The sequence below is a fragment of the Rhizobium anhuiense bv. trifolii genome (genome assembly GCF_024346605.1).
Taxonomy (GTDB): domain Bacteria; phylum Pseudomonadota; class Alphaproteobacteria; order Rhizobiales; family Rhizobiaceae; genus Rhizobium; species Rhizobium anhuiense.
The window spans coordinates 12,781-36,327 of record NZ_CP098803.1 but is presented as its reverse complement, the minus strand read 5'-3'; the positions used below and the strand labels follow the sequence as shown (position 1 = coordinate 36,327).

The following is a 23,547-nucleotide window of genomic DNA, read 5'->3' as shown; positions in this document are numbered from 1 at the left end:
AAAAACAAAGGTTAAATCATCTCGCCGGCCAGAAGGCGCGGATTGTCCTTTGCCGTCGTCCCGGCCGCCTGGCCGATGAAGAAGGATTTGAGGCGCGGCAGCCGGTCGACCAGACCGAGGCCGACGTCGCGGGCGATGCGGATCGGCGTTGCATCGTTGGAAAAGAGCCGGTTCAGCACGTCGGTGGTCACGCCCATGCGGAACGTGTCGAAGCGCCGCCAGGTCTGGTAGCGTTCGAGGATGTTGATCGAGCCGATGTCGAGGCCGAGGCGATCGGCGTCGACAATGGTTTCGGCAAGCGCCGCCACATCCTTGAAGCCGAGATTGAGGCCCTGGCCCGAGATCGGATGGATGCCGTGGGCGGCGTCGCCGGCCAGCGCGAAACGCGGCGCGACGAAGGAGCGCGCCAGGGTGAGGCCGAGCGGGAAGGCACGCTTGTCGCCGATGACTTTCAAGCTCCCAAGTTTGTGGCCGAAGCGGCGTTCGAGCTCTTCCTCGAAGATCAGATCGTCGGCGGCCACCAGCCGGTTGGCATCCGGCGTCCGCTCCGTCCAGACGAGCGAGGAGCGGTTGTTCTTCAGCGGCAGGATGGCGAAGGGGCCGGCCGGCAGAAAATGCTCCTCGGCGCATCCGTCATGCGGCCGCTCGTGTTCGACGGTCGCGACGATGCCGGACTGGCCGTAGTCCCAGGTGACGGTCCTGATGCCGGCAAGATCGCGCAACGTCGAGCGCACGCCGTCGCAGGCAACCAGCAGCCGGGTCTCCAGCGCGCTGCCGTCCGAAAGCGTGACGGTGGCATGGGTGTCGTGGGTCTTCAGCTCGGTGGCGCCGAGCCCGTGGCGGATGTCGATGCCGAGCCGCTCGCAGGCGGCGCGCAGCGCTGCGACCATTGCGACATTCGGGATCATGTGGGCGAAGGGCCGGCCTTCGGCGACTTCGCCGTCGAAGGTCAGAAAAACCGGGCGCACCGGATCAGAAGTCCTGGAGTCGGTGACGATCATTTTGGTGATCGGCTGGGCCTCCGGCTCGATCTCGTCCCAGATGCCGAAGACCTCGAGCATCTTTGCCGCCGCCGCGATGATAGCGGAGGCGCGCGTATCGTTTTTCCAGACATGCGCGGGAGCCGCCTCGACGACCGCGACATTCAGATGGGGTGCTGCCTGTTTGACCGCGACAGCAGCGGACAGGCCGACATAACCCCCGCCCACAACCAGCATGTCCAGCATCGCGCCGCTCCCGTACCTTGTGCCTCAGATGTGATCTATATAGATCATCGCAACTTCACTTCCTACCGCCGGGAGACATAGAAAATGACGCGCGAGACATCAGGACCTTCGGCGATGGAGACGTTGCTTTCGACGCTCAACCTTGAGCCGATCGAGGTCGATATCTTCCGCGGTCGCAGTCCCAAGGTCGGCTGGCAGCGGGTCTTCGGGGGGCAGGTGATCGGCCAGGCGCTGATGGCGGCGCAGCGCACCATCGAAGGCGAGCGTTTCGTCCATTCGCTGCATGCCTATTTCATGCGCCCCGGCGATCCCTCGGTGCCGATCGTCTACCAGGCGGAGCGCATCCGCGACGGATCGAGCTTCAACACGCGGCGTGTCGTCGCCATCCAGCACGGCAAGGCGATCTTTGCGCTGTCGGCCTCCTTCCAGGTGGAGGAGCCGGGCTTCGAGCACCAGATCGCAATGCCCGAGGTCGAAATGCCCGAAGCGCTGCTCGGCGAACAGCAGATCAAGGAAGAATATCTTGCGCATGCGCCGGAGGCGATCCGAAAATACTGGCAGCGCGAGCGGCCGATCGAGATCCGCCCGGTCTCGCTGACGCATTATTTTTCCGACAAGAAGCTCGATCCGAGGCAGGACGTCTGGGTGCGCGCCACCGGCCCGGTTCCCGACGACCGACTCTATCAGGCGGCGGTGCTTGCCTATCTTTCGGATATGACTCTGCTCGATACGTCGCTCTATGCCCACGGCACGTCCATCTTCGACCAGAGCCTGCAGGTGGCGAGCCTCGATCATTCCATGTGGTTCCACCGACCCTGCAAGCTCGACGACTGGCTGCTCTATACGCAGGATAGCCCGTCGGCCTCGGGCGCCAGGGGGTTGACCCGGGGCTGCCTGTTTACCCGAACGGGTGAGCTGATCGCCTCCGTTGCGCAGGAAGGTCTGATTCGGAAAAAGGCAAATGAATAAATAATGTGCATATTTGTAAATTTGCGCATTATTTGTGCGCTTATTGGCCGATCAATTGCCTGTTTATTGGCATTCCTTATTATAATGTTTATTTTTCAATAACTTATAAGTTGCCTCGAATCTGGCACGCCCCTTGAATGTATATCGCCGGTCGCTGTTCAGGAACGTCAGCGGCAAGGAGAGTCGGCTCCGCGCCGAGGATAACGAAGGATGGGAAACCAGATGAAAATTGTGATGGCCATTATCAAGCCGTTCAAGCTCGATGAGGTCCGCGAAGCTCTTACGGCGATCGGTATTCAGGGGCTGACCGTGACCGAAGTGAAGGGCTACGGGCGCCAGAAGGGACATACCGAAATCTATCGCGGCACCGAATATGCGGTCAGCTTCCTGCCGAAGCTCAAGATCGAAATCGCCGTTGCATCGGAACTCGTCGACAGGGCGGTCGAAGCCATCGCGGCATCGGCCAAGACCGGTCAGATCGGCGACGGCAAGATTTTCGTCTATTCGATCGACCATGCCGTGCGCATCCGTACGGGCGAAACCGATTCAGAAGCGCTGTAAGAACGGCAGATCAAGGAGCTTTTTCCAATGTCACTTTCGAAGTTTTCTTCCGCCTTTGCGCTGACTTGCGCAGCAACGGCTGCCCTTCTGGCGCCGGCTGTGGCTTTTGCGCAGGAGGCTGCGCCAGCCGCTGCCGCTGCTGCCGCTCCTGCTCTCACCATGGACAAGGGTGACAATACCTGGATGCTCGTCTCCTCGGCGCTCGTCCTGCTGATGACCATCCCCGGCCTTGCGCTTTTCTACGGCGGTCTCGTCCGCGCCAAGAACATGCTCTCCGTGCTGATGCAGGTCTTCATGATCACCGCCGTCGTGGCGCTGATCTGGGTGACCTACGGCTATTCGCTCGCCTTCACCGATGGCGGCTCGCTGAACAGCTTCGTCGGCGGCTTCTCCAAGGCGTTCCTGGCCGGCGTCAACACCACGTCGCTCGTCGAAACCTTCTCGAAGGGCGTCGCCATTCCGGAATACACCTTCATCGTATTCCAGATGACCTTCGCCTGCATCACGCCCGGCCTGATCGTCGGCGCATTCGCCGAGCGCATCAAGTTCTCGGCCGTCATGCTCTTCGTCGTGCTTTGGGTCACCTTCATCTACTTCCCGATGGCGCACATGGTCTGGTTCTGGGGCGGTCCGAGCTCCTACACGTCGCCAGCCGGCCTGATCTTCTCCTATGGCGCAATCGACTTTGCCGGCGGCACGGTCGTTCACATCAATGCCGGTATCGCGGGCCTCGTCGGCGCCATCATGCTCGGCAAGCGCACGGGCTATAAGAAGGAAATCATGGCTCCGCATTCGATGACGCTGACCATGGTCGGCGCCTCGCTGCTCTGGGTCGGCTGGTTCGGCTTCAATGCCGGCTCCAACCTCGAAGCCAATTCCTATGCCTCGCTTGCCTTTATCAACACCTTCGTCGCAACGGCTGCCGCCGCTGTGTCCTGGTGCATCGTCGAAACCCTCACCCGCGGCAAGGCCTCCATGCTCGGTGGTGCTTCCGGCGCCGTCGCCGGTCTCGTCGCCATCACCCCGGCGGCAGGCTTTGCCGGCCCGATGGGTTCGATCGTTCTCGGCCTCATCGTTTCGCCGGTCTGCTACTTCTTCGTTGACGTCGTAAAGAACAAGTTCAACTACGATGACAGCCTCGATGTCTTCGGCGTCCATTGCGTCGGCGGCATCATCGGCGCTCTCGGCACCGGTATCCTCGTCAACCCGGCGCTCGGCGGTGCAGGCATCGTCGATTATTCGACAGCCGATTTCGCAGCCTCCTATGCCGGTACGGCAACCCAGGTCTTGAACCAGGCCAAGGGCGTGCTGACGACGCTGCTGTGGTCGGGTATCGGTTCGGCGATCCTCTACAAGATCGTTGACGTCGTCATCGGCCTGCGCGTCACCGTCGAAGCCGAGCGCGAAGGTCTCGACCTTTCGACCCACGGCGAAGCCGCCTACCACTCTTCCTGATCACAGGGTTTGCGGCGCCCGGCAAAAGGGCGCCGCTGCATGGCCCGTCGCGGCCTATCTAGAGCTTTTCCGGGTTAGACCCGGAAAAGCTGCCATAGACCGCATTTGGCCCGAACCTTCCAAGGTTCGGGTCTTTTTCATTTCCCTGTCCGGAATTGTCGTCCAGGCATGCATGGTTAACATCGCTTTAACCCGGCTCTGATTAGGTAGAGCGGACGCATTTTGGCACGACGAAGCTTCAGCGATTCGCGTGTCCTCAGGCATTGGACGGGTTAGACACATGGCAAGAAGCACGTCGCCGGCAATGGATGGCCGTCCGGATCGGTTCTCCTTCTCGGCATTCATGCTGCGGCAGATCCAGGCGCTCATCGGCTTTGCGATCTTTCTGCTGCTGGCGTTCTGCGTCGCGGCGCTGGCGACATGGAATGTCGCGGATCCGAGCTATTCCTACGCGACCGCCAACCTGCCGACGAATATTCTCGGTTATAGCGGTGCGGCCTTTGCCGATATCGTCATGCAGTTCCTCGGCCTTGCCAGCGTCGTTTCGATGCTGCCGATCGTCGCCTGGGCGCTGACGCTGATCTCGGGCCGTCGCTTCAGCCGTATTCCCGCCCGTGCCGGCGCCTGGTTCGGCGGTTCGGTGCTTTCCTGCGCCGTCCTCGGCTGTTTTCCGCCGCCGCTTACCTGGCCGATCCCGAACGGCATCGGCGGTGTCGTCGGCGATATGATCCTGCGTTTTCCCGCACTTTTCGTCGGCACCTATCCCACAGGCACCTTCGCCATGGTCGTCGGCTGCATCTTCGCCGCGCCGACCGCCTGGCTGATGCTCTTTGCATCGGGCCTTGTCGGCCGCAGCGACGTCGACGAGGAAATCGAGGAGGATTACGTCGAAACGCGTAGCAAGGCCCGCGTCGTCGGAGACGAGGACGAGGAGGACGACGAGTCCCGCTGGGTGGCTTTCAGCGGCGCCATGACGCATGCCTGGTACATGAGCCAGGGCCGGCTGCGCCGGCTCTTCGGCATGGGGCCGCGCAAGCGGCGCCAGGGTGATTACGAATCACCCTATGATTTCAACGATGACGAGTTCGGCACGCTGAACGAACCCGTGCGCGCCAAGGCGCCAACCGTCCGCGGCGAGCGTATGGAACCGTCGATGGAGCCATCGATGGGGGCAAGGGCGGCATCACCGCGCCGCATCGTCTCTGCGCCGTCGCTCTCCATCGATGACGACGATGATGACCACGATCTGCCCTTCGATGCCGACATGCCGCCGCGCCCGGCCGATATCCTGCCCGACGACGATGACGACGACTGGATGATCCGCGCCCCGGCAAAACCCGCCGGCAAGCCGGAACCGCGCGTCGTTCCCGTGGTGGCGCGTCCGAAGCCCAGCGCCCGCATCGAGCGCGAGGCACAGGGCTCGTTCATCCGTCCCGAGGGTTTCCAGCTTCCCTCGATGCATCTGCTCGCCGAACCCAAGAATGTCGTGCGCGATTCCACGCTCTCGGCCGACGCGCTGGAGCAGAATGCCCGCATGCTCGAAGGCGTGCTCGAAGATTTCGGCGTCAAGGGCGACATCATCCATGTCCGCCCCGGCCCTGTCGTAACACTCTACGAACTGGAGCCGGCGCCCGGCATCAAGTCGTCGCGGGTCATCGGCCTTGCCGACGATATCGCCCGCTCGATGAGCGCCATTGCCGCCCGTGTCGCCGTCGTGCCCGGCCGCAACGCGATCGGCATCGAATTGCCCAACCAGACGCGCGAGACCGTCTATCTGCGCGAACTCATCGCCTCCCGGGATTTCGAAGGCAGCAAGGCGAAGCTCGCCATGGCGCTGGGCAAGACGATCGGCGGCGAAGCCGTCATCGCCGACCTCGCCAAGATGCCGCATCTGCTTGTTGCCGGCACCACCGGCTCGGGCAAGTCGGTCGCCATCAATACGATGATCCTGTCCCTGCTCTACCGCATGACGCCGGAACAATGCCGGCTGATCATGATCGACCCGAAGATGCTCGAACTGTCCGTCTATGACGGCATCCCGCATCTGCTTTCGCCTGTCGTCACCGATCCGAAGAAGGCCGTCGTCGCGCTCAAATGGACCGTGCGCGAGATGGAAGAGCGCTACAAGAAGATGTCGAAGATCGGCGTGCGCAACATCGACGGCTTCAACACGCGCGTCGAGCAGGCGCTGTCGAAGGGCGAGGCGATCTCGCGCACGGTGCAGACCGGCTTCGATCGCCATACCGGCGAGGCGATGTACGAGACCGAAGAATTCGATCTCAGGCCGATGCCCTATATCGTCGTCATCATCGACGAGATGGCTGACCTGATGATGGTCGCCGGCAAGGACATCGAAGGCGCCGTGCAGCGGCTGGCGCAGATGGCGCGCGCCGCCGGCATCCACGTGATCATGGCCACACAGCGCCCATCGGTCGATGTCATCACGGGCACGATCAAGGCAAACTTCCCGACCCGCATTTCCTTCCAGGTGACCTCGAAGATCGACAGCCGCACCATTCTCGGCGAACAGGGCGCCGAGCAGCTGCTCGGCATGGGCGACATGCTTTATATGGCGGGCGGCGGGCGGATCCAGCGCGTGCACGGCCCGTTCGTTTCGGATGTCGAGGTGGAAGAGATCGTCTCCTACTTGAAGACCCAGGGCTCGCCGCAATATCTCGACGCGATCACTGCCGATGACGATGACGACGGCGATTACGGCGGCGGTGGCGGCGGTCCGGCCGGCACCTCCAACCTGTCCGATTCGGAAGATCCCTACGACCAGGCGGTCGCCATCGTGCTACGCGACGGCAAGGCCTCGACCTCCTACGTCCAGCGCCGACTCGGCATCGGCTACAACCGCGCCGCCTCGCTCGTCGAGCGCATGGAGAAGGAAGGCATCATCGGACCGGCCAACCATGCCGGCAAACGCGAGATTCTCGTTCCCACCGAAGGCGACATCCTCGACCGCTGACAGAACAGCCATATATTTCCGATGCAGCCGCTTTTGCGGAAACCTGACAGCATCGAAGCCGTTACCTCTCGCAGGCCGATCGCAATGCCTTGAAGACGCCGCCTTTCGGCAGCATGCAGATCGCATAAAGGAGATTTAGATGAGTCACTCCGATACCTTCCTCTCCGGCCTGACGGTAACGCGCCGCGATCTGCTCGGCGCCTTTGCCGTCGCTGCGGTGGCGAGCGCCATTCCCCTCGGCGCTTACGCTCAGGCGGCGGCTCCCGCCTCCGGCACCGCGCAGGCGATCGCCGACCATTTTTCCGGCGTCACGACGATGCAGGGCGAATTCGTGCAGTTCGGCCCGCGCGGCGAGCAGACCGGCGGGAAGTTCTTCATCCAGCGCCCAGGCAAGCTGCGCTTCAACTATGACGACCCGTCGCCGATGCGGGTGATCGCCGACGGCAAGAACGTCGCCATCGGCAATACGAAGCTCAAGACCTGGGATCTCTATCCGCTCTCCAAGACCCCGCTCAGCCTGCTCCTGGCGCAGCGCATCGACCTGTCGGCCGGCATGGTGAAGGGCGTGAAGGAAGAGTCGGACCTGACGACGATTGCGCTCGGCAACAATACGGTGTTTGGAAACTCGACCATCACCATGATGTTCGACCCGAAGACCTACGACCTGCGTCAATGGACGATCACCGACAATCAGGGCAAGGACACCTCGGTGATGATCTTCAACGTCAAGACGGGCATGCAGTTCGATGATCGCGTCTTCCGCGTGCCGTATGAGAGCATCCCAGGCACGCCTCAGTCGCGCGACTGAGCTTTTCGGTTGCTTTCGCACGCGGCCGGTTCCCTCGCGTCCGCGTTTATTCTAAAGCCCTTTCATGAAAGCGCGTCGCGTCGAGCTGCAGCTCGGCCGACACGCGGGCATTGGACGCGAGAGGGCATCGGGCATGGGTTTTTCGATCACCACCTGGAACATCAACTCGGTGCGGCTGCGCATGCCGATCGTCGAGCAACTCGTCCTCAAGCACAGGCCTGATATCCTGTGCCTGCAGGAAACCAAGGTGACGAACGAGCTGTTTCCGGCGGCACCGCTGCGGGCGATGGGCTATAACCACATCATCATCCACGGTCAGAAGGGCTATCACGGCGTGGCGATCGCTTCGCGCATTCCGCTGACCGAGGATCACCGCCAGGATTATTGCGGCGTCGGCGATGCCCGCCACATCTCGGCGATCTTCGAGCACGGCAATCGCCGCGTCCGGCTGCACAATTTCTACGTCCCGGCCGGCGGCGACGAGCCCGATCGGACGATCAATCCGAAATTCGGCCACAAGCTCGATTTCATCGAGGAGATGAAGCTGCTGAAAGCCAATGGCGAGGCCAACACCTCGGCCATCCTCGTCGGCGACCTGAATATCGCGCCGCTGGAGCACGACGTCTGGTCGCACAAGCAGCTTCTGAAGATCGTCAGCCATACGCCGGTCGAAACCGAGGGGCTGCTCGAGGTGATGAAGCGCGGCGCCTGGCTCGATCTCATGCGCCAGCATGTGCCTGAAAACGAGAAGCTCTACACCTGGTGGAGCTACCGCGCCAAGGACTGGGAGGCCGCCGATCGCGGCCGCCGTCTCGACCATATCTGGTCGTCATCGGATCTCGGCCCGCATCTGAAGCGGATCGAGATCCTGAAGGAGGCGCGTGGCTGGGACCGGCCCTCCGACCACGTGCCGGTGACGGCGCATTTCGATTTCTAGCGCGTCCTTTCGGACGCGCTGTCTCTATCAGTCTTAGCTGAAGCGGTAGAACTGGCTTGCGGCCTTTGCCGCAAGTTCGGCGAGATTGTCGCGGATGCGGTTCTCGATCAGTCGGGCTGCGTCCGGATATTCCTCGATCAGCCGGTGGAAGAGGGCACGGGTGATGCGGATGATGCTGGTGTCCTCGCGCGCGATGGCCGTGAACTTGCGCTCCACCAAGGTGACCAGCGCCAGCTCGGAAACCAGCGTTCCGGGACCGGCGACCCCCTCTGTCCTCTGCATGCCGTCGCTGCTCGTCGCGCTCAGTTCCAGGCTACCGCTGAGGATGACGTAGGCGCTCTCGGCGGGCGAGCCCTGGCGAAACAGCATCTGGCCGGCGGCGATCATGCGCCGGTCGGCGCCGAAGGCGATCAACCGCAGCTGATCCTCGTTCATGTCCTTGAACAGAGGAAGCTGCGCGAGCAGGTTGATATCGTCGGTCAGCGCCATGCGGGCTTTTCGCCTTAGTACGGAGCGATCTTGCGTCCGGAATTGCGTGAAACGCAGAGATAGAGCATTTCGGTGATTCGGAGAAAACGGAAATGCTCTAGGGTATGATCTTGTAGCCGCCGTTTTCCGTGACGAGGATTTCGGCATTGGAGGGGTCGCGCTCGATCTTCTGGCGCAGGCGGTAGACGTGGGTTTCCAGCGTATGCGTCGTTACGCCGGAATTATAGCCCCAGACTTCCTCGAGAAGCACGTCGCGGGTGACCACCTTCTGTTCGGCACGGTAGAGATAGCGGATGATCGCCGCTTCCTTTTCCGTCAGCCGGATCTTCTGACCATTGTCGGTGGTGAGCAACTTCTGGCTCGGCTTGAAGAGGTAGGGGCCGACGGTGAAGGTCGCATCCTCGCTCTGCTCGTGCTGGCGCAGTTGCACCCGGATACGCGCGAGCAGAACGGCGAAACGGAAGGGCTTGGTGACATAGTCGTTGGCGCCGGCTTCGAGGCCGAGGATCGTGTCCGAATCGGTATCGTGGCCGGTCAGCATGATGATCGGCGCCTTGAAGCCGCCCTTGCGCAGCAGTTTCACCGCCTCGCGGCCGTCCATATCGGGCAGGCCGACATCCATGATCAGCAGATCGACCGGTGTTGAGCGGGCGGTCGCAACACCCTTGCCGGCGTTGGCTTCCTGCAAAACCGAAAATTCCTCATACAGCGACAATTGCTCCGTCAGGGTCTGACGAAGGTCATCGTCGTCATCCACCAGAAGAATGGTGCGTGCGGTCATGCCCTTGCTTTCCTCATGTTAAGTCCCCTAGTCCTACGCCAAATTCCTGGTTTGGCAAGGATCGGGCGCAGGCTGTTGCCGCGCAGGTTTTCATATGATTTCAATCAAAGCCCCAGACAATGCAAGACATGCGAGAAAAATGGAAAAAACAAGGCAGGGACGGGGCATGACGCCATCGACGATCGTGGTGCGCCCTGCGCCGGGGCGTAAGAGCCGGGCGATCGTCCGGCTTGGCGCGATCACTGTGCCTGCCGCGATCGGCCGCTCGGGGCGTACCGTGATGAAACGCGAGGGCGACGGCGCCACGCCGATCGCCTCGATGAGGCTGATATCAGGCTTCCGGCGGGGCGAGCGGAACGGCCGGCTCGTCACGCCGCTTCCCATCCGCCGCATCCGTGCCGACATGCTCTGGTGCGATCAGTCCGGCAATGCCAGCTACAACCGTCTCGTCAAGGCGCCGTTCGGCGCAAGTCATGAAGAGATGCGGCGCAGCGACGGGCTCTACGATATCTGCCTGGTGATGGACTGGAACATTTCCTCGCGTGCGCGCAATCGCGGCTCGGCGATCTTCTTCCATCTGATCCGGCCAGGCTACGAGCCGACGGCCGGCTGCGTCGCGGTGAGCCTGCGCGACATGCGCCGCCTGCTGCCGCACCTTCGAAAGGGAACGATTGTCCGGGTCGTCTGATTGTCTTCCGGATGCGGCCGCCTATATGTTTTCGGTGACCGAACGCTCCGGCTGAAATGCGTTCCGGGACGCCCGCAGGTGCGGACGCAATTCATGCCTCGTCCAATTCTTCAAACTCCCGGAGATATAGTGTGACCGCTCAACCCATCATCACTTTCCATGACGGACATTCCATTCCCCAGGTCGGCCTCGGTGTCTGGCAGACGCCGCAGGAGATCGCCGCTCAGACGGTGCGGACGGCGATCGCCGCAGGCTACCGCCATATCGATACTGCTTCCGGCTACGACAATGAAGAGGGCGTCGGCGAAGGCATTCGCTCCTCCGGCCTCGACCGCAAGGACATCTTCGTCACCACCAAGCTCAGGAATACCGACCAGGGCTACGACAATGCGCTGCGCGCCTTCGACGGCAGCCTGAAGAAGCTCGGTTCGGAGTATGTCGATCTCTATCTCATCCACTGGCCGTCGCCGCATCGCGGTCTTTATACCGAGACCTGGAAAGCTTTCGTGCGCATCCGGGAAGAGGGCCGCGCCCGTTCGATCGGCGTGTCGAATTTCTATCCCGAACATCTGGAGCGCATCATCGGCGAAACCGGCGTCGTTCCCGTCATCAACCAGATCGAGCTGCACCCCGACTTCCAGCAGAAGGCGGCGCAGGAGGCTCATCAGAAACTTAACATCGTCACCGAATCCTGGAGCCCACTCGGCCAGGGCAAGTTCATCTCGAACGCCGTGATCGGCGAGATCGCCAAAAAGCATCAGAAGACGCCGGCCCAGGTGATCATCCGCTGGCACATCGACACCGGCCTCGTCGTCATCCCGAAATCGGTGACGCCATCGCGCATCGAGGAGAATTTTAAGGTGTTCGACTTCAAGCTCGATGCCGATGACATGGCGGCGATCGCCAAGCTGGACAGCGCCGACGCCCGCATGGGACCGGATCCGCACACAGCAACCTTCTGATCGCCGTCCCAATCATTGCTAAGCCAATCAGCGGCCGCCCCGGGAGAGATCGCCCGCGGCGGCCTTTGTATGGCGGTCGCATCAATAATTACATTTGGACGAGCCGTTGGTTGGGGTAAAACCGAAGTTGCAGGCATTGTTCAGGCGCTGCGGCCGTCCGATCGAGCCGGTATATTCGTCCGAAGCATTGAAAGCGCGCGCGGGATACCAGTAGCCGTTCGAGCTCCTGATATAGCCAGCCCGGGCGCTGCTGTAGCCGCGATACCCGTTGAGGGACGGTATCTTGCTTTGCGCGACCTGTTGCAGCAGGGCGGAAGAGATCACCGGCGGCGGTGTCGGATGGATCGGCGCGGTAGCAGCGACATCGATCGATGCCAGCGATACGAATACGCCCAGGATGGTTCGCGGCAGGCGTCCTGCCATTTTCGGTCTCATGGCTATTCTCCCAGATCACACAACGCGGAGCTTTCCTGGTGCAGCCAGGCCAGTTGATCGCCGAGGCCGGTAACGGACGCCCGAAAGCGGTGCCTGTCGAACGTCGCGCGAGTTGCGCCTGAAAGCGCCATGTCGATGAAGCCACAGGCATTCTTCGATGTCGATTGCCCGAACGGGTGAAATCGGGAACTCGGGTCATGCACTGACACGGATATGGGGCATCGCCTGATGAGACAGGGTACCATAAAATGCGAAGCCCCCGATGCCTTCAGGAGGCATCGGGGGCTTCGGACTGTCATCCGTTTTGACGGATCAGTTCCACTCGCGGATATCGACGAAGTGCCCGGCGATCGCGGCGGCCGCTGCCATTGCCGGCGAGACGAGATGCGTGCGGCCTTTGAAGCCTTGACGGCCTTCGAAGTTGCGGTTCGAGGTCGAAGCGCAGCGCTCGCCCGGCTTCAGACGGTCGTCGTTCATGGCAAGGCACATGGAGCAGCCCGGCTCGCGCCAGTCGAAACCGGCGGCCTTGAAGATCTTGTCGAGACCTTCGGCTTCCGCCTGTTCCTTGACGAGGCCTGAGCCCGGAACGATCATCGCGTCGACGGTCGGGGCAACCGTCTTGCCTTCGACGACCTTGGCGACTTCGCGCAGATCCTCGATACGGCCGTTGGTGCAGGAGCCGATGAAGACGCGGTCGAGCGTGATGTCGGTCATCTTCGTGCCCGGCTTCAGGCCCATATAGTCGAGCGCGCGCCACTTGGAGGTGCGTTTGGTTTCGTCCTGGATATCGTCGGGGTTTGGAACGATGCCCTGGACGGAGATGACGTCCTCGGGCGAGGAGCCCCAGGAGACGATCGGTGGCAGGCTGGCGGCGTCGAGCACGACGACGCGGTCATAGTGAGCGCCTTCGTCGGTCTGCAGCGTCTTCCAATAAGCGATCGCCTGTTCCAGCGCCTCGCCCTTCGGCGCGCGCGGCTTGCCCTTGATGTATTCGAAGGTCTTTTCGTCAGGCGCGATGAGGCCGGCGCGGGCGCCGCCTTCGATCGTCATGTTGCAGATGGTCATGCGGCCTTCCATCGACAGCGCGCGGATCGCTTCGCCGGCAAATTCGATGACGTGGCCGGTGCCGCCGGCAGTGCCGATCTCGCCGATGATGGCGAGGATGATGTCCTTGGCGGTGACGTGCGGCGGAAGCAGGCCGTCGACACGCACCAGCATGTTCTTTGCCTTCTTCTGGATCAGCGTCTGGGTCGCCAGAACATGCTCGACCTCGGAGGTGCCGATGCCGTGCGCCAGCGCACCGAAGGCGCCGTGCGTCGAGGTGTGGCTGTCGCCGCAGACGATGGTCATGCCGGGCAGGGTGAAGCCCTGTTCCGGGCCGACGATGTGGACGATGCCCTGGCGCTTGTCGCTTGCCGAATAATATTCGACGCCGAATTCGGCGGCGTTGGTGGCGAGCGCCTCCACCTGGATGCGGCTTTCCTCGTTCTTGATGCCGAGATGGCGATCGGGCGAGGTCGGAACGTTATGGTCGACGACGGCGAGCGTCTTTTCCGGCGCGCGCACCTTGCGGCCGGTCATGCGCAGGCCTTCGAACGCCTGCGGCGAGGTCACTTCGTGGACCAGGTGGCGGTCGATGTAGAGAAGACAGGTGCCGTCTGCCTGTTCGTCGACCAGATGATCGTCCCAGATCTTGTCGTAGAGGGTACGCGGTGCGCTCATGGCGTTAAGTCCGTTTTTCTAAAGCTTTTGGAAAATCGAGAAATGGCAGATCAGGCTCCGCCGGCCGTCATTCGATCAACGAAGTCGGCTGTTGAGCGCACCGGACACGCAGGCAAAAAACCGCGCCGGCAGGCGATAATGGTCCTGCAGCACGAAAATATGCGCGCCAATGCATCTGAACTTGGATTCCATCGCCTGCATATAGCGATTTTTCGCGGCGGCTTCAATTTGAATCATCACAGGAGGCGCTCTGAGCCTCTCCGCGCTGTGGCCGCTGTTGAAGCATTCACCGCGATTTCAGCCACTTCTCCGTCCGCCGCAGCGCCAGCGACAGGCCGATCGTCAGGATCAGGTAGATATAGGTGACGATCGAATAGGTCTCGAAGAAGCGGAAGGAGCCGGCGGCATAGACCTTGCCCATCTGGGTGATGTCGGCGACGCCGAGCACGGAGACGAGCGAGCTGTCCTTGACCATCGAAACGAAATCGTTGGAGAGCGGCGGGAAGATCACCCGGATCGCCTGCGGAAAGACGACGGAGCGGAAACGCCGGTAGCGCGAGAGACCGAGCGCCTTGGCCGCCTCGATCTGGCCGATATCGACCGACTGGAAACCGGCCCGAAAGATCTCGGCGATGAAGGAGGAATAACCGATCGTCAGCGCGATGACCGCCCGCCACATCAGTGAGAGATCGCGCACCAGGATGGGCTCGGCCATGCCTGACGTCACCAGCGGCGAAATCAGGAAATTATAGGCTGCGACCAGTGCCGGCGCACCGACGAAGGCGACATAGAACAGCAGCACGAGGATTGGGATGCCGCGGATGATCTCGATGTAGAACCGTGCGATCTGGCGCAACACCGGGCTGTCGGCCATGCCGAGCAGGCAGATGCCGAGGCCGAGCACGGTGGCGAGCACGAAGGCGACCAGCGTCACGAAGACGGTGATGCCGACACCGTTGACGACGGTGCGAAAGACCTGGGCATAGATATCGTTGGTGATGATGACAACGGCAAGGACGATGCCGATCGCGACGAGCGCGACCAGCCACCAGGGATAGTCGTCCTTGACGGGTCTGTGGGAAGATGTTTGCAGGGCCATTCGTCTAGCGGCTGCTCGGCATCATTCGCCCATCTTGTAGTCGAGGAACCACTTCTTGTTCAGCCCATCCAGCGTGCCGTCGGCCTTGAGTGCCGAAATGGCGGCGTTGACGGGGGCGACGAGATCGGACCCCTTCGGGAAGATGAAGCCGAAATCCTCGGTGCCGAGCGGCTCGCCGATCAGCTTCAGGGCGCCGCCTGAAGCATCGACATATCCTTTGCCGGCGGTGCCATCGGTCAGCACGACGTCGACGTCGCCGGCCTTCAATGCCTGGACGGTGGCGCCGAAGGTTTCGAAGAGCTTGATGCGCGGGTTCTGCTCGTTGCCATCCAGCACTTCATAGACAGCGGTGTAGAAGGGCGTGGTGCCGGGCTGCGCGCCGACCAGGCCATCCTTGAATTCGCCGAAGGACTTGGCATCGGTGAAACGCTTCTCGTCGCCGCGCACCAGCATGAACTGCTGCGAGCGCATATAGGGGTCGGAGAAATCCACCTTCTGCTTGCGGTCTTCCTTGATGGTGATGCCGGTCATGCCGATGTTGTACTGGCCGTCGGACACTGCCTGGATCATCGCGTCCCAGCTGGTGTTCTGGTATTCGACCTTGAAATTCAGCCGCTTGGCGATCTCGTTCATCGCATCATATTCCCAGCCGATCGCCTTGCCCGATTTCGGATCGACGAATTGCAGCGGCGGATAGGCATTCTCGGTCACGACGACGACACTCTTGCCGCCGAGATCAGGCAGTTCGGCGGCCGATGCGGCCAAGGGGGCAAGAGCAAGGGCGGCGAAGCTCGCAAGAACGGTACGACGAAACAACATTGAATGGTTCCTAAAAATTGAACGGCAAAAACTGTCACGGAAGATAGGCCCGAGGCAAGGCCGCCGGCTGCGTGACCAAACAAAAAATAGAAAAGGCGACCCGAAGGCCGCCTTTCCAAGCGAAGAATTTTGCTTCAAGCAAAGAATTTTGCGTGGCCAGATCTTATTCTGCTGCCGGTTCCGCTGCAGCGGCTGCTGCTTCTGCGGCGGCCTTTTCAGCTGCGGCCTTGGCTTCCGCAGCTTCTGCTGCTGCCTTCTCGGCGGCGAGCGCCTGGGCTGCTGCAACCTTTTCAGCTTCGATGCGTGCCTTTTCCTCGGCAATGGCGGCGCGCTCGGCGTCGTTGAGCTTGCGGGCGCGGACGCCGGTGTCTTCAACGATACGGGCAGACTTGCCGCGACGGTCGCGCAGGTAATAGAGCTTGGCGCGACGGACCTTGCCGCGGCGAACGACGTCGACGCTTTCGATCATCGGCGAGTAGACCGGGAATACGCGCTCGACGCCTTCGCCGTAGGAGATCTTGCGGACCGTGAAGTTTTCCTGCAGGCCGCCGCCGGAGCGGGCGATGCAGACGCCTTCATAGGCCTGAACGCGGGTACGGTTGCCTTCCGTGACCTTGACGTTGACGCGGACGGTGTCGCCCGGGGAAAATTCGGGAAGCGTGCGCTTGGCTTCGATCTTGGCGGCCTGTTCGGCCTCAAGCTGCTGAATGATGTTCATCGTCTTAACCTTTGGTTCTTCTGAAACAGCCAGAGCGCTCGACACTGATCCTTCGGAATTGTCCTCAGGACTTTGCCCGTCTAGGGCGGGAGCGGATTCGCCATTCTTTGTTTGCTGGCAGACGGGGATAAACCCCATTTCCGCGTGCGCCAATACACGAAAGGTCAGGGCTTGTCATCCCTTGGACGGCATTTTTGTGAAAAGGGCTGCGAAATCAGCCGTTTTTCTCGTTTCTGGCCGTTTCGAGCAGATCCGGCCGCCGCTCCCGCGTCAGCTGGACGGCCTGCTCGCGCCGCCATTTCTCGATGGCGCCGTGGTTGCCCGAAGTGAGGACGGAGGGAATTTCGCGGCCTTCCCACTCCTGCGGCCGGGTATAATGGGGATGTTCCAGCAGTCCGCCTTCGAAGCTTTCGTGCAGGCCGGAAAGATCGTTGCCCATGACACCGGGCAGGATGCGGATGATCGCATCGAGGACGATCAATGCGGCCGGCTCGCCGCCCGACAGCACATAGTCGCCGATCGAGACCTCTTCCAGTCCGCGCGCCTCGATCACCCGTTGGTCGACGCCCTCGAAACGGCCGCAGACGATGATGACGCCGTCGCCTGCCGCGAGCGCGCGCACGCGCTCCTGAGTCAGCGGCCGGCCGCGCGGGCTCATCAGCAGCCGCGGACGGGTATCGTTTTCCGAGGTGCTGTCGATCGCACGGGCGAGAACGTCGGGTTTCAGCACCATGCCGGCGCCACCGCCGGCCGGGGTGTCGTCGACGCTGCGGTGTTTGTCGGTGGCGAAATCGCGGATCTGCACCGCGTCCAGCGACCATTGCCCGCGCTCCATCGCCTTGCCGGCGAGCGAGAAGCCCAGATGTCCCGGAAACATTTCCGGATAAAGTGTCAGCACGCTCGCCCGGAAAGCCATGGCGTCATTTCTTCTTTTTCGGCTTGTCCGCGGTGAATTTCGAAAGCTCCTCCGGATCGTCGACCAGTCCCGCCGCCAGCGGATCGATCAGCAGCGTGCCGGCCTCGAGATCGATCTCCAGCACCGAGGCTTCGGAGAAGGGGATCAGCACCGGGCGCTTGCCCGGGCCTTTGAGCTCCAGGAGATCGCCGGCGCCGAAATCGAAGACGCCGGTGACCGTGCCGTAGCTGACACCCTTGTCATCTAGTGCTTCAAGCCCTTCGAGATCGGCATAGTAGAACTCGTCGTCCTCCAGCTCCTCGTCCGGCAGGTTGTCGCGTTCGATATAGAGTTCAAGTCCGTTCAGCGCCTCGGCGGCATTGCGGTCGTTGACGCCGCGGAAACGGACGACGACGACATTCTTGGTCTCGCGGATTTCGAGGACTTCGAAACTGCGGCCGTCCATGCTGTGCAGATGGCCGTAGTCGCCAAGCGCGCTGGGATCGGCCGTATAGGCCTTGGCGCGCACCTCGCCCCGGAGGCCTTGCGCGCCACCGATCATCGCCATCAGAACGGGGTTTTCAAGCTTTGTCATGGGTTCCTTCATGTGAAGCCGAAAGACAGGTTTCTCATAAACGAAGTGCGCAGGATTGGAAACGAAAACGGGCGGCATGTCGCCATGCCGCCCGCTCGATCGAGGGAAGTCCCGATTATTCCGCGGCGTCGGCAGCAGCAGCGGCTGCGTCGGCAACCTTCTGAGCCTTTTCGGCGGCGCGCTCCTGGGCGCGCTTGCCCGGCTTTGCCTTGATCGGGTTATTCTTGGTTTCGCGCTTGGCAACGCCGGCTTCATCGAGGAAGCGCAGAACACGGTCGGTCGGCTGGGCGCCATTTTCGATCCAGTGCTTGATGCGCTCGGCGTTCAGCTGAACGCGCTTCTCGTCGTCCTTGGCAAGCATCGGGTTCCAGGAACCGAGGTTTTCCAGGAAGCGGCCGTCACGCGGGCTGCGCGCATCGGCGAGAACGACGTGGTAGTACGGGCGCTTCTTGGAGCCACCGCGGGCGAGACGAATTTTCAGTGCCATGTTCTTTACTCCTTAGGCTTTTCTTGACCACCTGGTTCGGTGGTACGGGTTATCGGGCTGCAGCGCTCTGTTCAGCGTGATCTGCAGCGATCTGCTCATGATGCCGGATGACTTCCTTGATGACGAAGTTCAGGAACTTCTCAGCGAAATCCGGATCCAGATTGGCGGTTTTCGCCAGCTGGCGAAGGCGTTCGATCTGGTATTCCTCGCGCGCCGGGTCGGCCGGCGGCAGATTATATTTGGCCTTCAGCACGCCGACCTCTTTGGTGCAGCGGAAGCGTTCGGCCAGCATGTGCACGAGAGCGGCATCGATATTGTCGATCGACTGACGGTAGCTCGCGAGCTGGGCTTTGACGTTTGGATCAATCATGGGGCAAGCGATCCTTTCACTTCTTCTTCGGCAATCCGGGCAATCCCGGGAAACCACCGCCAAGGCCCGGCAGCTTGGCGCCGCCCAGGCCTGGCAAACCACCCGGCAGACCGCCGAGACCGGGCATACCCCCACCCGGTTTTCCAAGCCCCGCCGCTTCCGCCTGCTTCTGCAAGGCCTCGAGCTGCCGGGGATCAATATTCGAGAGATCGGGCATGCCGCCCATGCCGCCTAGGCCGCCCAGCCCCATCTTGCCGGCAAGGCCGCCCATCATCTGCTTCATCATGCCGCCTTTGCCCTTGCCGCCCATCATCTTCATCATGTCCGCCATCTGGCGGTGCATCTTCAGAAGCTTGTTGATGGCGGCGGCATCGGTGCCGGAACCGGCGGCGATGCGCTTCTTGCGCGAATGCTTGAGCAGGTCGGGATTGGCGCGCTCGGCCTTGGTCATCGACTGGATGATGGCGATCTGGCGGCCGAACAGCTTGTCGTCGAGGCCGGCCGCAGCCATCTTGTCCTTCATGCCGGCCATGCCGGGCATCATGCCCATGATGCCGCCCATGCCACCCATCTTCTGCATCTGGCGCAGCTGATCGGCGAGGTCGTCGAGGTCGAACTTGCCCTTGGCCATCTTGGCGGCCATGGCGGCCGCCTTCTCGGCGTCGATATTCTCGGCCGCGCGCTCGACGAGCGAGACGATGTCGCCCATGCCGAGGATGCGGTCGGCGATGCGGCGGGGATGAAATTCCTCCAGCTCGCTCATCTTCTCGCCGACGCCGATCAGCTTGATCGGCTTGCCGGTGACGGCGCGCATGGAAAGGGCCGCACCACCGCGGCCGTCGCCGTCCATACGGGTCAGCACCAGACCGGTGATGCCGACGCGTTCGTCGAAATTGCGGGCGAGGTTGACGGCGTCCTGGCCGGTGAGGCTGTCGGCGACCAGCAGGATTTCATGCGGGTTCGAGCGCTTCTTGATGTCGGCCATCTCGACCATCAAGGGCTCGTCGATATGCGTGCGGCCGGCGGTATCGAGGATGACGACGTCATGGCCGCCGAGCTTGGCCGCCTGCACGGCGCGCGCGGCGATATCCGTCGGCGACTGGCCTGAAATGATGGGCAGCGTATCGATATTGGCCTGGGCGCCGAGCTGGCGAAGCTGCTCCTGGGCTGCCGGACGGCGCGTGTCGAGCGACGCCATCAGCACCTTCTTCTTCTCGCGCGTCGACAGGCGATTGGCGATCTTCGCCGTCGTCGTTGTCTTGCCGGAGCCCTGCAGACCGACCATCATGACGACGACGGGGGCGGGCGCATGCAGGTCGATGCCGACCCCTTCGCCGCCCAGCATCTCGATCAGTTCGTCATGGACGATCTTGACGACCATCTGGCCGGGCTTGATCGACTTCAGGATCTCGGCGCCGACGGCCTTTTCACGCACGCGGTCGGTGAAGGAACGCACGACGTCGAGCGCGACGTCGGCCTCCAGCAACGCACGGCGAACCTCGCGCAACGCTGCGGAAACATCGGTTTCCGAAAGCGCGCCACGGCCTGTCAGTCCATTCAGAATGGATCCAAGACGGTCCTGGAGGTTTTCAAACATCGGCTCTTCCTTGATACGTTTAGGGCGGGTTGGGATATGCCCGGAAACGTCGTGCTTTTCCTTGACGAAAACAAGACGCAAAGCCAAAAAGCACCCGAGGGCGCTTCGCGCTGTCGGGTGTTGACCTCCGGGATCTCAAAGTCCCGGTCGGCGGCTCGGAGTCATGCGGCTCGTCGCGGATTGGGCGCGATAAACAGGAAACCCGCGCGAAAGTCAAGGCGAATGCGGGTAAATGACCGTATGGACGCTTTTCAAAAGCCGTTTGAGGTGGGTGCGGCGGATAGGGCATGAAAGTACATGTTCAAGTCGACTTATGTATAGGATTGCACATTCCGCCCGGTTCTTCCGATTTTGCCGGCAAAAATTCCTCTTGTCGGCCTGAATTCCCTGGGCGGGCCAGTTGCAAAATATTCCGCTTATGATTCTATTTTCTACTTAAGTGCCTCCTGTAAAATGATTCGTGAATATCCTTGATGCCGAATGAATCGGCGGAGATATCGAATGATAGATCCTGATATTGAGAGCTGGGCGCTGGCGCGGGCTCATCATATTGTTCTGAACGAAGGCTTGAATCTTGCGAAGGCGGCACAGGATCTGGATCGCAAACGGTCCCGCTCGCTGGTCTACGAGTTGAGGAAGGTCATCACCGCAGCGATCGTCGAAGCCCATGCTGCGTCCTTCGATCGCGACGGTGTGCAGCGGTAACGCCTGCCCGGCACTCACCCACTGGTAATTCCCGCGCATTTCCGCCATATACACCGGAAAGACAGACGGAACGATACCATGAGTGCAACGGTCGAATTCGCGAGGATGAACGGACTTGGCAACAAGATCCTGGTCGTCGACATGCGCGGCCGGCCGGAGAAGGTGACGCCGGCGGCAGCGGTCGCGCTCAATGCGGATCCACAAACCGAGTTCGACCAGATCATGGCGATCCATGATCCGAAGGCCGAGGGCACCGATGCCTTCATCGATATCCTGAATTCCGATGGTTCGAAGGCGCAGGCCTGCGGCAACGGTACACGTTGCGTCGTGCAGGCGCTTGCCGCCGAAACCGGCCGGAAGGTCTTCACCTTCCAGACGGTGGCCGGCATCCTCAATGCCGTCGAGCACGAGGACGGGACGATCTCGGTCGATATGGGCCGGCCGGTCTTTGATTGGGACAGGATTCCGCTGGCGGAAGAATTCCACGACACCAGCCGCATCGAACTGCAGATCGGCCCGATCGACAATCCGGTGCTGCATTCGCCATCGGCGATGTCGATGGGCAATCCGCATGCGATCTTCTGGGTCGACAGGGACGTGATGTCCTATGATCTTGCCCGTTTCGGACCGCTGCTCGAAAATCATCCGATGTTTCCCGAGCGCGCCAATATCACGCTGGCGCAGGTGACCTCGCCGACATCCCTGACGACGCGCACCTGGGAGCGGGGCGCGGGACTGACGCTCGCCTGCGGCTCGGCCGCCTGTTCGGCTGCCGTCAGCGCTGCGCGCACCGGCCGCACCGGCCGCAAGGTGACGATCAATGTGCCAAGCGCCAAGCCGCCGGCCGCACTTTCCATCGAATGGCGCGAGCGCGACGATCACGTCATCATGACCGGCCCGGCCGAATGGGAATGGTCGGGCAGACTCGATCCTTCGACGGGTCTCTGGTCGCGCGATGGTACCCGAGAGGCGGAGGCGCAGTGAGCGGTATCGAGGTCATTACCTTCGGCTGCCGCCTCAACACATATGAATCCGAAGTGATGAAGGCGCAGGCTGAAAAGGCCGGGCTCAACAATGCCATCCTGGTCAATACCTGTGCCGTCACCGGCGAGGCCGTGCGCCAGGCCCGCCAGGCGATCCGCCGGGCGCGGCGCGACAATCCGCATGCCCGCATCATCGTCACCGGCTGCGCCGCGCAGACGGAAAAGCAGGCCTTTGCCGAAATGGCAGAGGTCGATGCCGTGCTCGGCAATGAGGAGAAGCTGACCAGCGCCTCCTATCGCAGCCTGCCGGATTTCGGCGTCTCGGCCGAAGAGAAGCTCCGCGTCAACGACATCATGAGCGTCAAGGCGACGGCGCCGCAGATGGTCAGGCATATCGACGGCCATGTGCGCGCTTTCATCCAGGTGCAGAACGGCTGCGATCACCGCTGCACCTTCTGCATCATTCCCTATGGTCGCGGCAATTCCCGCTCCGTGCCGATGGGCGCCGTCGTCGACCAGGCCCGCAATCTCGTCGCCGGTGGTTATCGCGAGATCGTGCTGACCGGTGTCGACGCCACCAGCTATGGCGGCGATCTGCCCGGCGCCCCGACGCTCGGCCTCCTGGCCAAGACACTGCTGAAGCAGCTCCCCGATATCCGCCGCCTCAGGCTTTCCTCGATCGACAGCATCGAGGCCGATGCCCACCTGATGGATCTGATTGCCGACGAGCCGCGTTTCATGCCGCATCTGCATCTGTCGCTGCAGCATGGCGACGACATGATCCTGAAGCGCATGAAGCGGCGGCATTTACGCGCCGACGCGCTGCGTTTCATCGAGGATGCGCGCCGTCTCCGACCCGAGATGAGCTTCGGCGCCGATATGATCGCCGGTTTTCCCACCGAAACCGAAGAGATGTTCGACAATGCCGTGCGACTGGCTGAAGAGGCTGATATCGCCCATCTGCACGTCTTCCCCTACAGCCCGCGTCCCGGCACGCCGGCCGCCCGCATGCCGCAGCTCGACCGCTCGCTGGTCAAGGATCGCGCCGCCAGGCTGCGCGCCGCTGGACATATGCTGCATCAGTCCCATCTCGATCGGATGATCGGAACCCGGCAATGGCTGCTTGTTGAAAACAACGGCCTGGCGCATACGGAGAACTTCACGCTGGTTGCCGCGCCCGGCCTTCGTCCCGGCGAACTTGTGCCGGTCACGATCACCGGCCACAATGGCAAGCATCTCGACATGCAATTGACGGCCGCCGCTGCGGCCTGACTT

General features: G+C 61.9%; 25 protein-coding genes. 11 read left to right on the top strand and 14 right to left on the bottom strand.

Annotation, left to right across the window (positions count from 1 at the left end; all coding sequences use genetic code 11):
* Positions 1–11 precede the first annotated feature (11 nt).
* Positions 12–1,226, bottom strand: a complete 1,215-nt coding sequence (locus NE851_RS08880) for a ubiquinone biosynthesis hydroxylase (protein WP_127431324.1) — start codon at positions 1,224–1,226, stop codon at positions 12–14.
* An 84-nt stretch (positions 1,227–1,310) separates the two neighbouring features.
* Between NE851_RS08880 and tesB the strand changes: the two genes are divergently transcribed.
* From tesB to NE851_RS08850, 6 genes are all read left to right on the top strand, one after another.
* On the top strand, positions 1,311–2,195 hold the full coding sequence (gene tesB / locus NE851_RS08875) for an acyl-CoA thioesterase II (protein WP_127431323.1): 885 nt from the start codon (positions 1,311–1,313) through the stop codon (positions 2,193–2,195).
* A 210-nt stretch (positions 2,196–2,405) separates the two neighbouring features.
* Entirely contained in the window at positions 2,406–2,756 is a 351-nt protein-coding gene (locus tag NE851_RS08870; protein ID WP_003543684.1) for a P-II family nitrogen regulator, read from the top strand.
* A 27-nt stretch (positions 2,757–2,783) separates the two neighbouring features.
* The gene (locus NE851_RS08865; protein WP_028757775.1) at positions 2,784–4,211 is read left to right on the top strand and encodes an ammonium transporter; all 1,428 of its coding nucleotides are present in this window, start codon (positions 2,784–2,786) and stop codon (positions 4,209–4,211) included.
* A gap of 280 nt (positions 4,212–4,491) precedes the next feature.
* Positions 4,492–7,182: a DNA translocase FtsK gene (locus NE851_RS08860; protein ID WP_127431322.1), complete on the top strand. Its 2,691-nt coding sequence runs from the start codon at positions 4,492–4,494 to the stop codon at positions 7,180–7,182.
* Between the two features lie 139 nt (positions 7,183–7,321).
* On the top strand, positions 7,322–7,990 hold the full coding sequence (locus NE851_RS08855) for an outer membrane lipoprotein carrier protein LolA (RefSeq protein ID WP_028757777.1): 669 nt from the start codon (positions 7,322–7,324) through the stop codon (positions 7,988–7,990).
* Between the two features lie 133 nt (positions 7,991–8,123).
* Positions 8,124–8,927, top strand: a complete 804-nt coding sequence (locus NE851_RS08850) for an exodeoxyribonuclease III (RefSeq protein ID WP_026230959.1) — start codon at positions 8,124–8,126, stop codon at positions 8,925–8,927.
* A 33-nt stretch (positions 8,928–8,960) separates the two neighbouring features.
* On the opposite strand, the gene NE851_RS08845 is transcribed toward NE851_RS08850, so the two are convergent.
* The gene (locus NE851_RS08845; protein ID WP_028757779.1) at positions 8,961–9,416 is read right to left on the bottom strand and encodes a cyclic nucleotide-binding domain-containing protein; all 456 of its coding nucleotides are present in this window, start codon (positions 9,414–9,416) and stop codon (positions 8,961–8,963) included.
* A 97-nt stretch (positions 9,417–9,513) separates the two neighbouring features.
* Positions 9,514–10,197 carry a response regulator transcription factor gene (locus NE851_RS08840; RefSeq protein ID WP_003582964.1) on the bottom strand — a complete coding sequence of 228 codons (684 nt, stop codon included), beginning with the start codon at positions 10,195–10,197 and terminating at the stop codon, positions 9,514–9,516.
* Positions 10,198–10,363: 166 nt separating this feature from the next.
* Here NE851_RS08840 and NE851_RS08835 point away from each other — a divergent pair, with 166 nt between their 5' ends.
* Positions 10,364–10,885 carry a L,D-transpeptidase family protein gene (locus tag NE851_RS08835; protein ID WP_127431321.1) on the top strand — a complete coding sequence of 174 codons (522 nt, stop codon included), beginning with the start codon at positions 10,364–10,366 and terminating at the stop codon, positions 10,883–10,885.
* A 131-nt stretch (positions 10,886–11,016) separates the two neighbouring features.
* Entirely contained in the window at positions 11,017–11,847 is an 831-nt protein-coding gene (locus NE851_RS08830; protein ID WP_127431320.1) for an aldo/keto reductase, read from the top strand.
* A gap of 81 nt (positions 11,848–11,928) precedes the next feature.
* Here NE851_RS08830 and NE851_RS08825 read toward each other — a convergent pair whose 3' ends face one another.
* The 11 genes from NE851_RS08825 to ffh form a co-directional block, all read right to left on the bottom strand.
* On the bottom strand, positions 11,929–12,282 hold the full coding sequence (locus NE851_RS08825; protein ID WP_127431319.1) for a cell surface protein: 354 nt from the start codon (positions 12,280–12,282) through the stop codon (positions 11,929–11,931).
* Positions 12,283–12,594: 312 nt separating this feature from the next.
* On the bottom strand, positions 12,595–14,004 hold the full coding sequence (gene leuC, locus NE851_RS08820) for a 3-isopropylmalate dehydratase large subunit (protein ID WP_028757783.1): 1,410 nt from the start codon (positions 14,002–14,004) through the stop codon (positions 12,595–12,597).
* 75 nt (positions 14,005–14,079) lie between these two features.
* Positions 14,080–14,244: a hypothetical protein gene (locus tag NE851_RS08815; protein ID WP_164735970.1), complete on the bottom strand. Its 165-nt coding sequence runs from the start codon at positions 14,242–14,244 to the stop codon at positions 14,080–14,082.
* Positions 14,245–14,290: 46 nt separating this feature from the next.
* On the bottom strand, positions 14,291–15,103 hold the full coding sequence (locus NE851_RS08810; protein WP_028828302.1) for an amino acid ABC transporter permease: 813 nt from the start codon (positions 15,101–15,103) through the stop codon (positions 14,291–14,293).
* Between the two features lie 21 nt (positions 15,104–15,124).
* On the bottom strand, positions 15,125–15,922 hold the full coding sequence (locus NE851_RS08805) for a basic amino acid ABC transporter substrate-binding protein (RefSeq protein WP_063473818.1): 798 nt from the start codon (positions 15,920–15,922) through the stop codon (positions 15,125–15,127).
* 163 nt (positions 15,923–16,085) lie between these two features.
* Positions 16,086–16,640: a 50S ribosomal protein L19 gene (gene rplS, locus NE851_RS08800; protein WP_028758031.1), complete on the bottom strand. Its 555-nt coding sequence runs from the start codon at positions 16,638–16,640 to the stop codon at positions 16,086–16,088.
* Positions 16,641–16,854: 214 nt separating this feature from the next.
* Positions 16,855–17,556, bottom strand: a complete 702-nt coding sequence (trmD, locus tag NE851_RS08795; RefSeq protein ID WP_047615647.1) for a tRNA (guanosine(37)-N1)-methyltransferase TrmD — start codon at positions 17,554–17,556, stop codon at positions 16,855–16,857.
* Positions 17,557–17,560: 4 nt separating this feature from the next.
* On the bottom strand, positions 17,561–18,130 hold the full coding sequence (gene rimM / locus NE851_RS08790) for a ribosome maturation factor RimM (RefSeq protein WP_254959856.1): 570 nt from the start codon (positions 18,128–18,130) through the stop codon (positions 17,561–17,563).
* A gap of 115 nt (positions 18,131–18,245) precedes the next feature.
* The gene (rpsP, locus tag NE851_RS08785) at positions 18,246–18,617 is read right to left on the bottom strand and encodes a 30S ribosomal protein S16 (RefSeq protein ID WP_028756609.1); all 372 of its coding nucleotides are present in this window, start codon (positions 18,615–18,617) and stop codon (positions 18,246–18,248) included.
* Positions 18,618–18,666: 49 nt separating this feature from the next.
* Positions 18,667–18,987, bottom strand: a complete 321-nt coding sequence (locus NE851_RS08780) for a chorismate mutase (protein ID WP_027682490.1) — start codon at positions 18,985–18,987, stop codon at positions 18,667–18,669.
* Positions 18,988–19,003: 16 nt separating this feature from the next.
* A complete protein-coding gene (gene ffh, locus NE851_RS08775) occupies positions 19,004–20,584 on the bottom strand; it encodes a signal recognition particle protein (RefSeq protein WP_097631152.1) in 1,581 nt (526 codons plus the stop codon).
* A 480-nt stretch (positions 20,585–21,064) separates the two neighbouring features.
* Here ffh and NE851_RS08770 point away from each other — a divergent pair, with 480 nt between their 5' ends.
* From NE851_RS08770 to mtaB, 3 genes are all read left to right on the top strand, one after another.
* Positions 21,065–21,289: a hypothetical protein gene (locus NE851_RS08770; protein ID WP_028756611.1), complete on the top strand. Its 225-nt coding sequence runs from the start codon at positions 21,065–21,067 to the stop codon at positions 21,287–21,289.
* Between the two features lie 78 nt (positions 21,290–21,367).
* Entirely contained in the window at positions 21,368–22,273 is a 906-nt protein-coding gene (dapF, locus tag NE851_RS08765; protein ID WP_254959852.1) for a diaminopimelate epimerase, read from the top strand.
* Positions 22,270–23,544 carry a tRNA (N(6)-L-threonylcarbamoyladenosine(37)-C(2))-methylthiotransferase MtaB gene (mtaB, locus tag NE851_RS08760; RefSeq protein WP_028758036.1) on the top strand — a complete coding sequence of 425 codons (1,275 nt, stop codon included), beginning with the start codon at positions 22,270–22,272 and terminating at the stop codon, positions 23,542–23,544. The genes dapF and mtaB overlap by 4 nt, the downstream gene beginning before the upstream one ends.
* Positions 23,545–23,547: the final 3 nt, after the last annotated feature.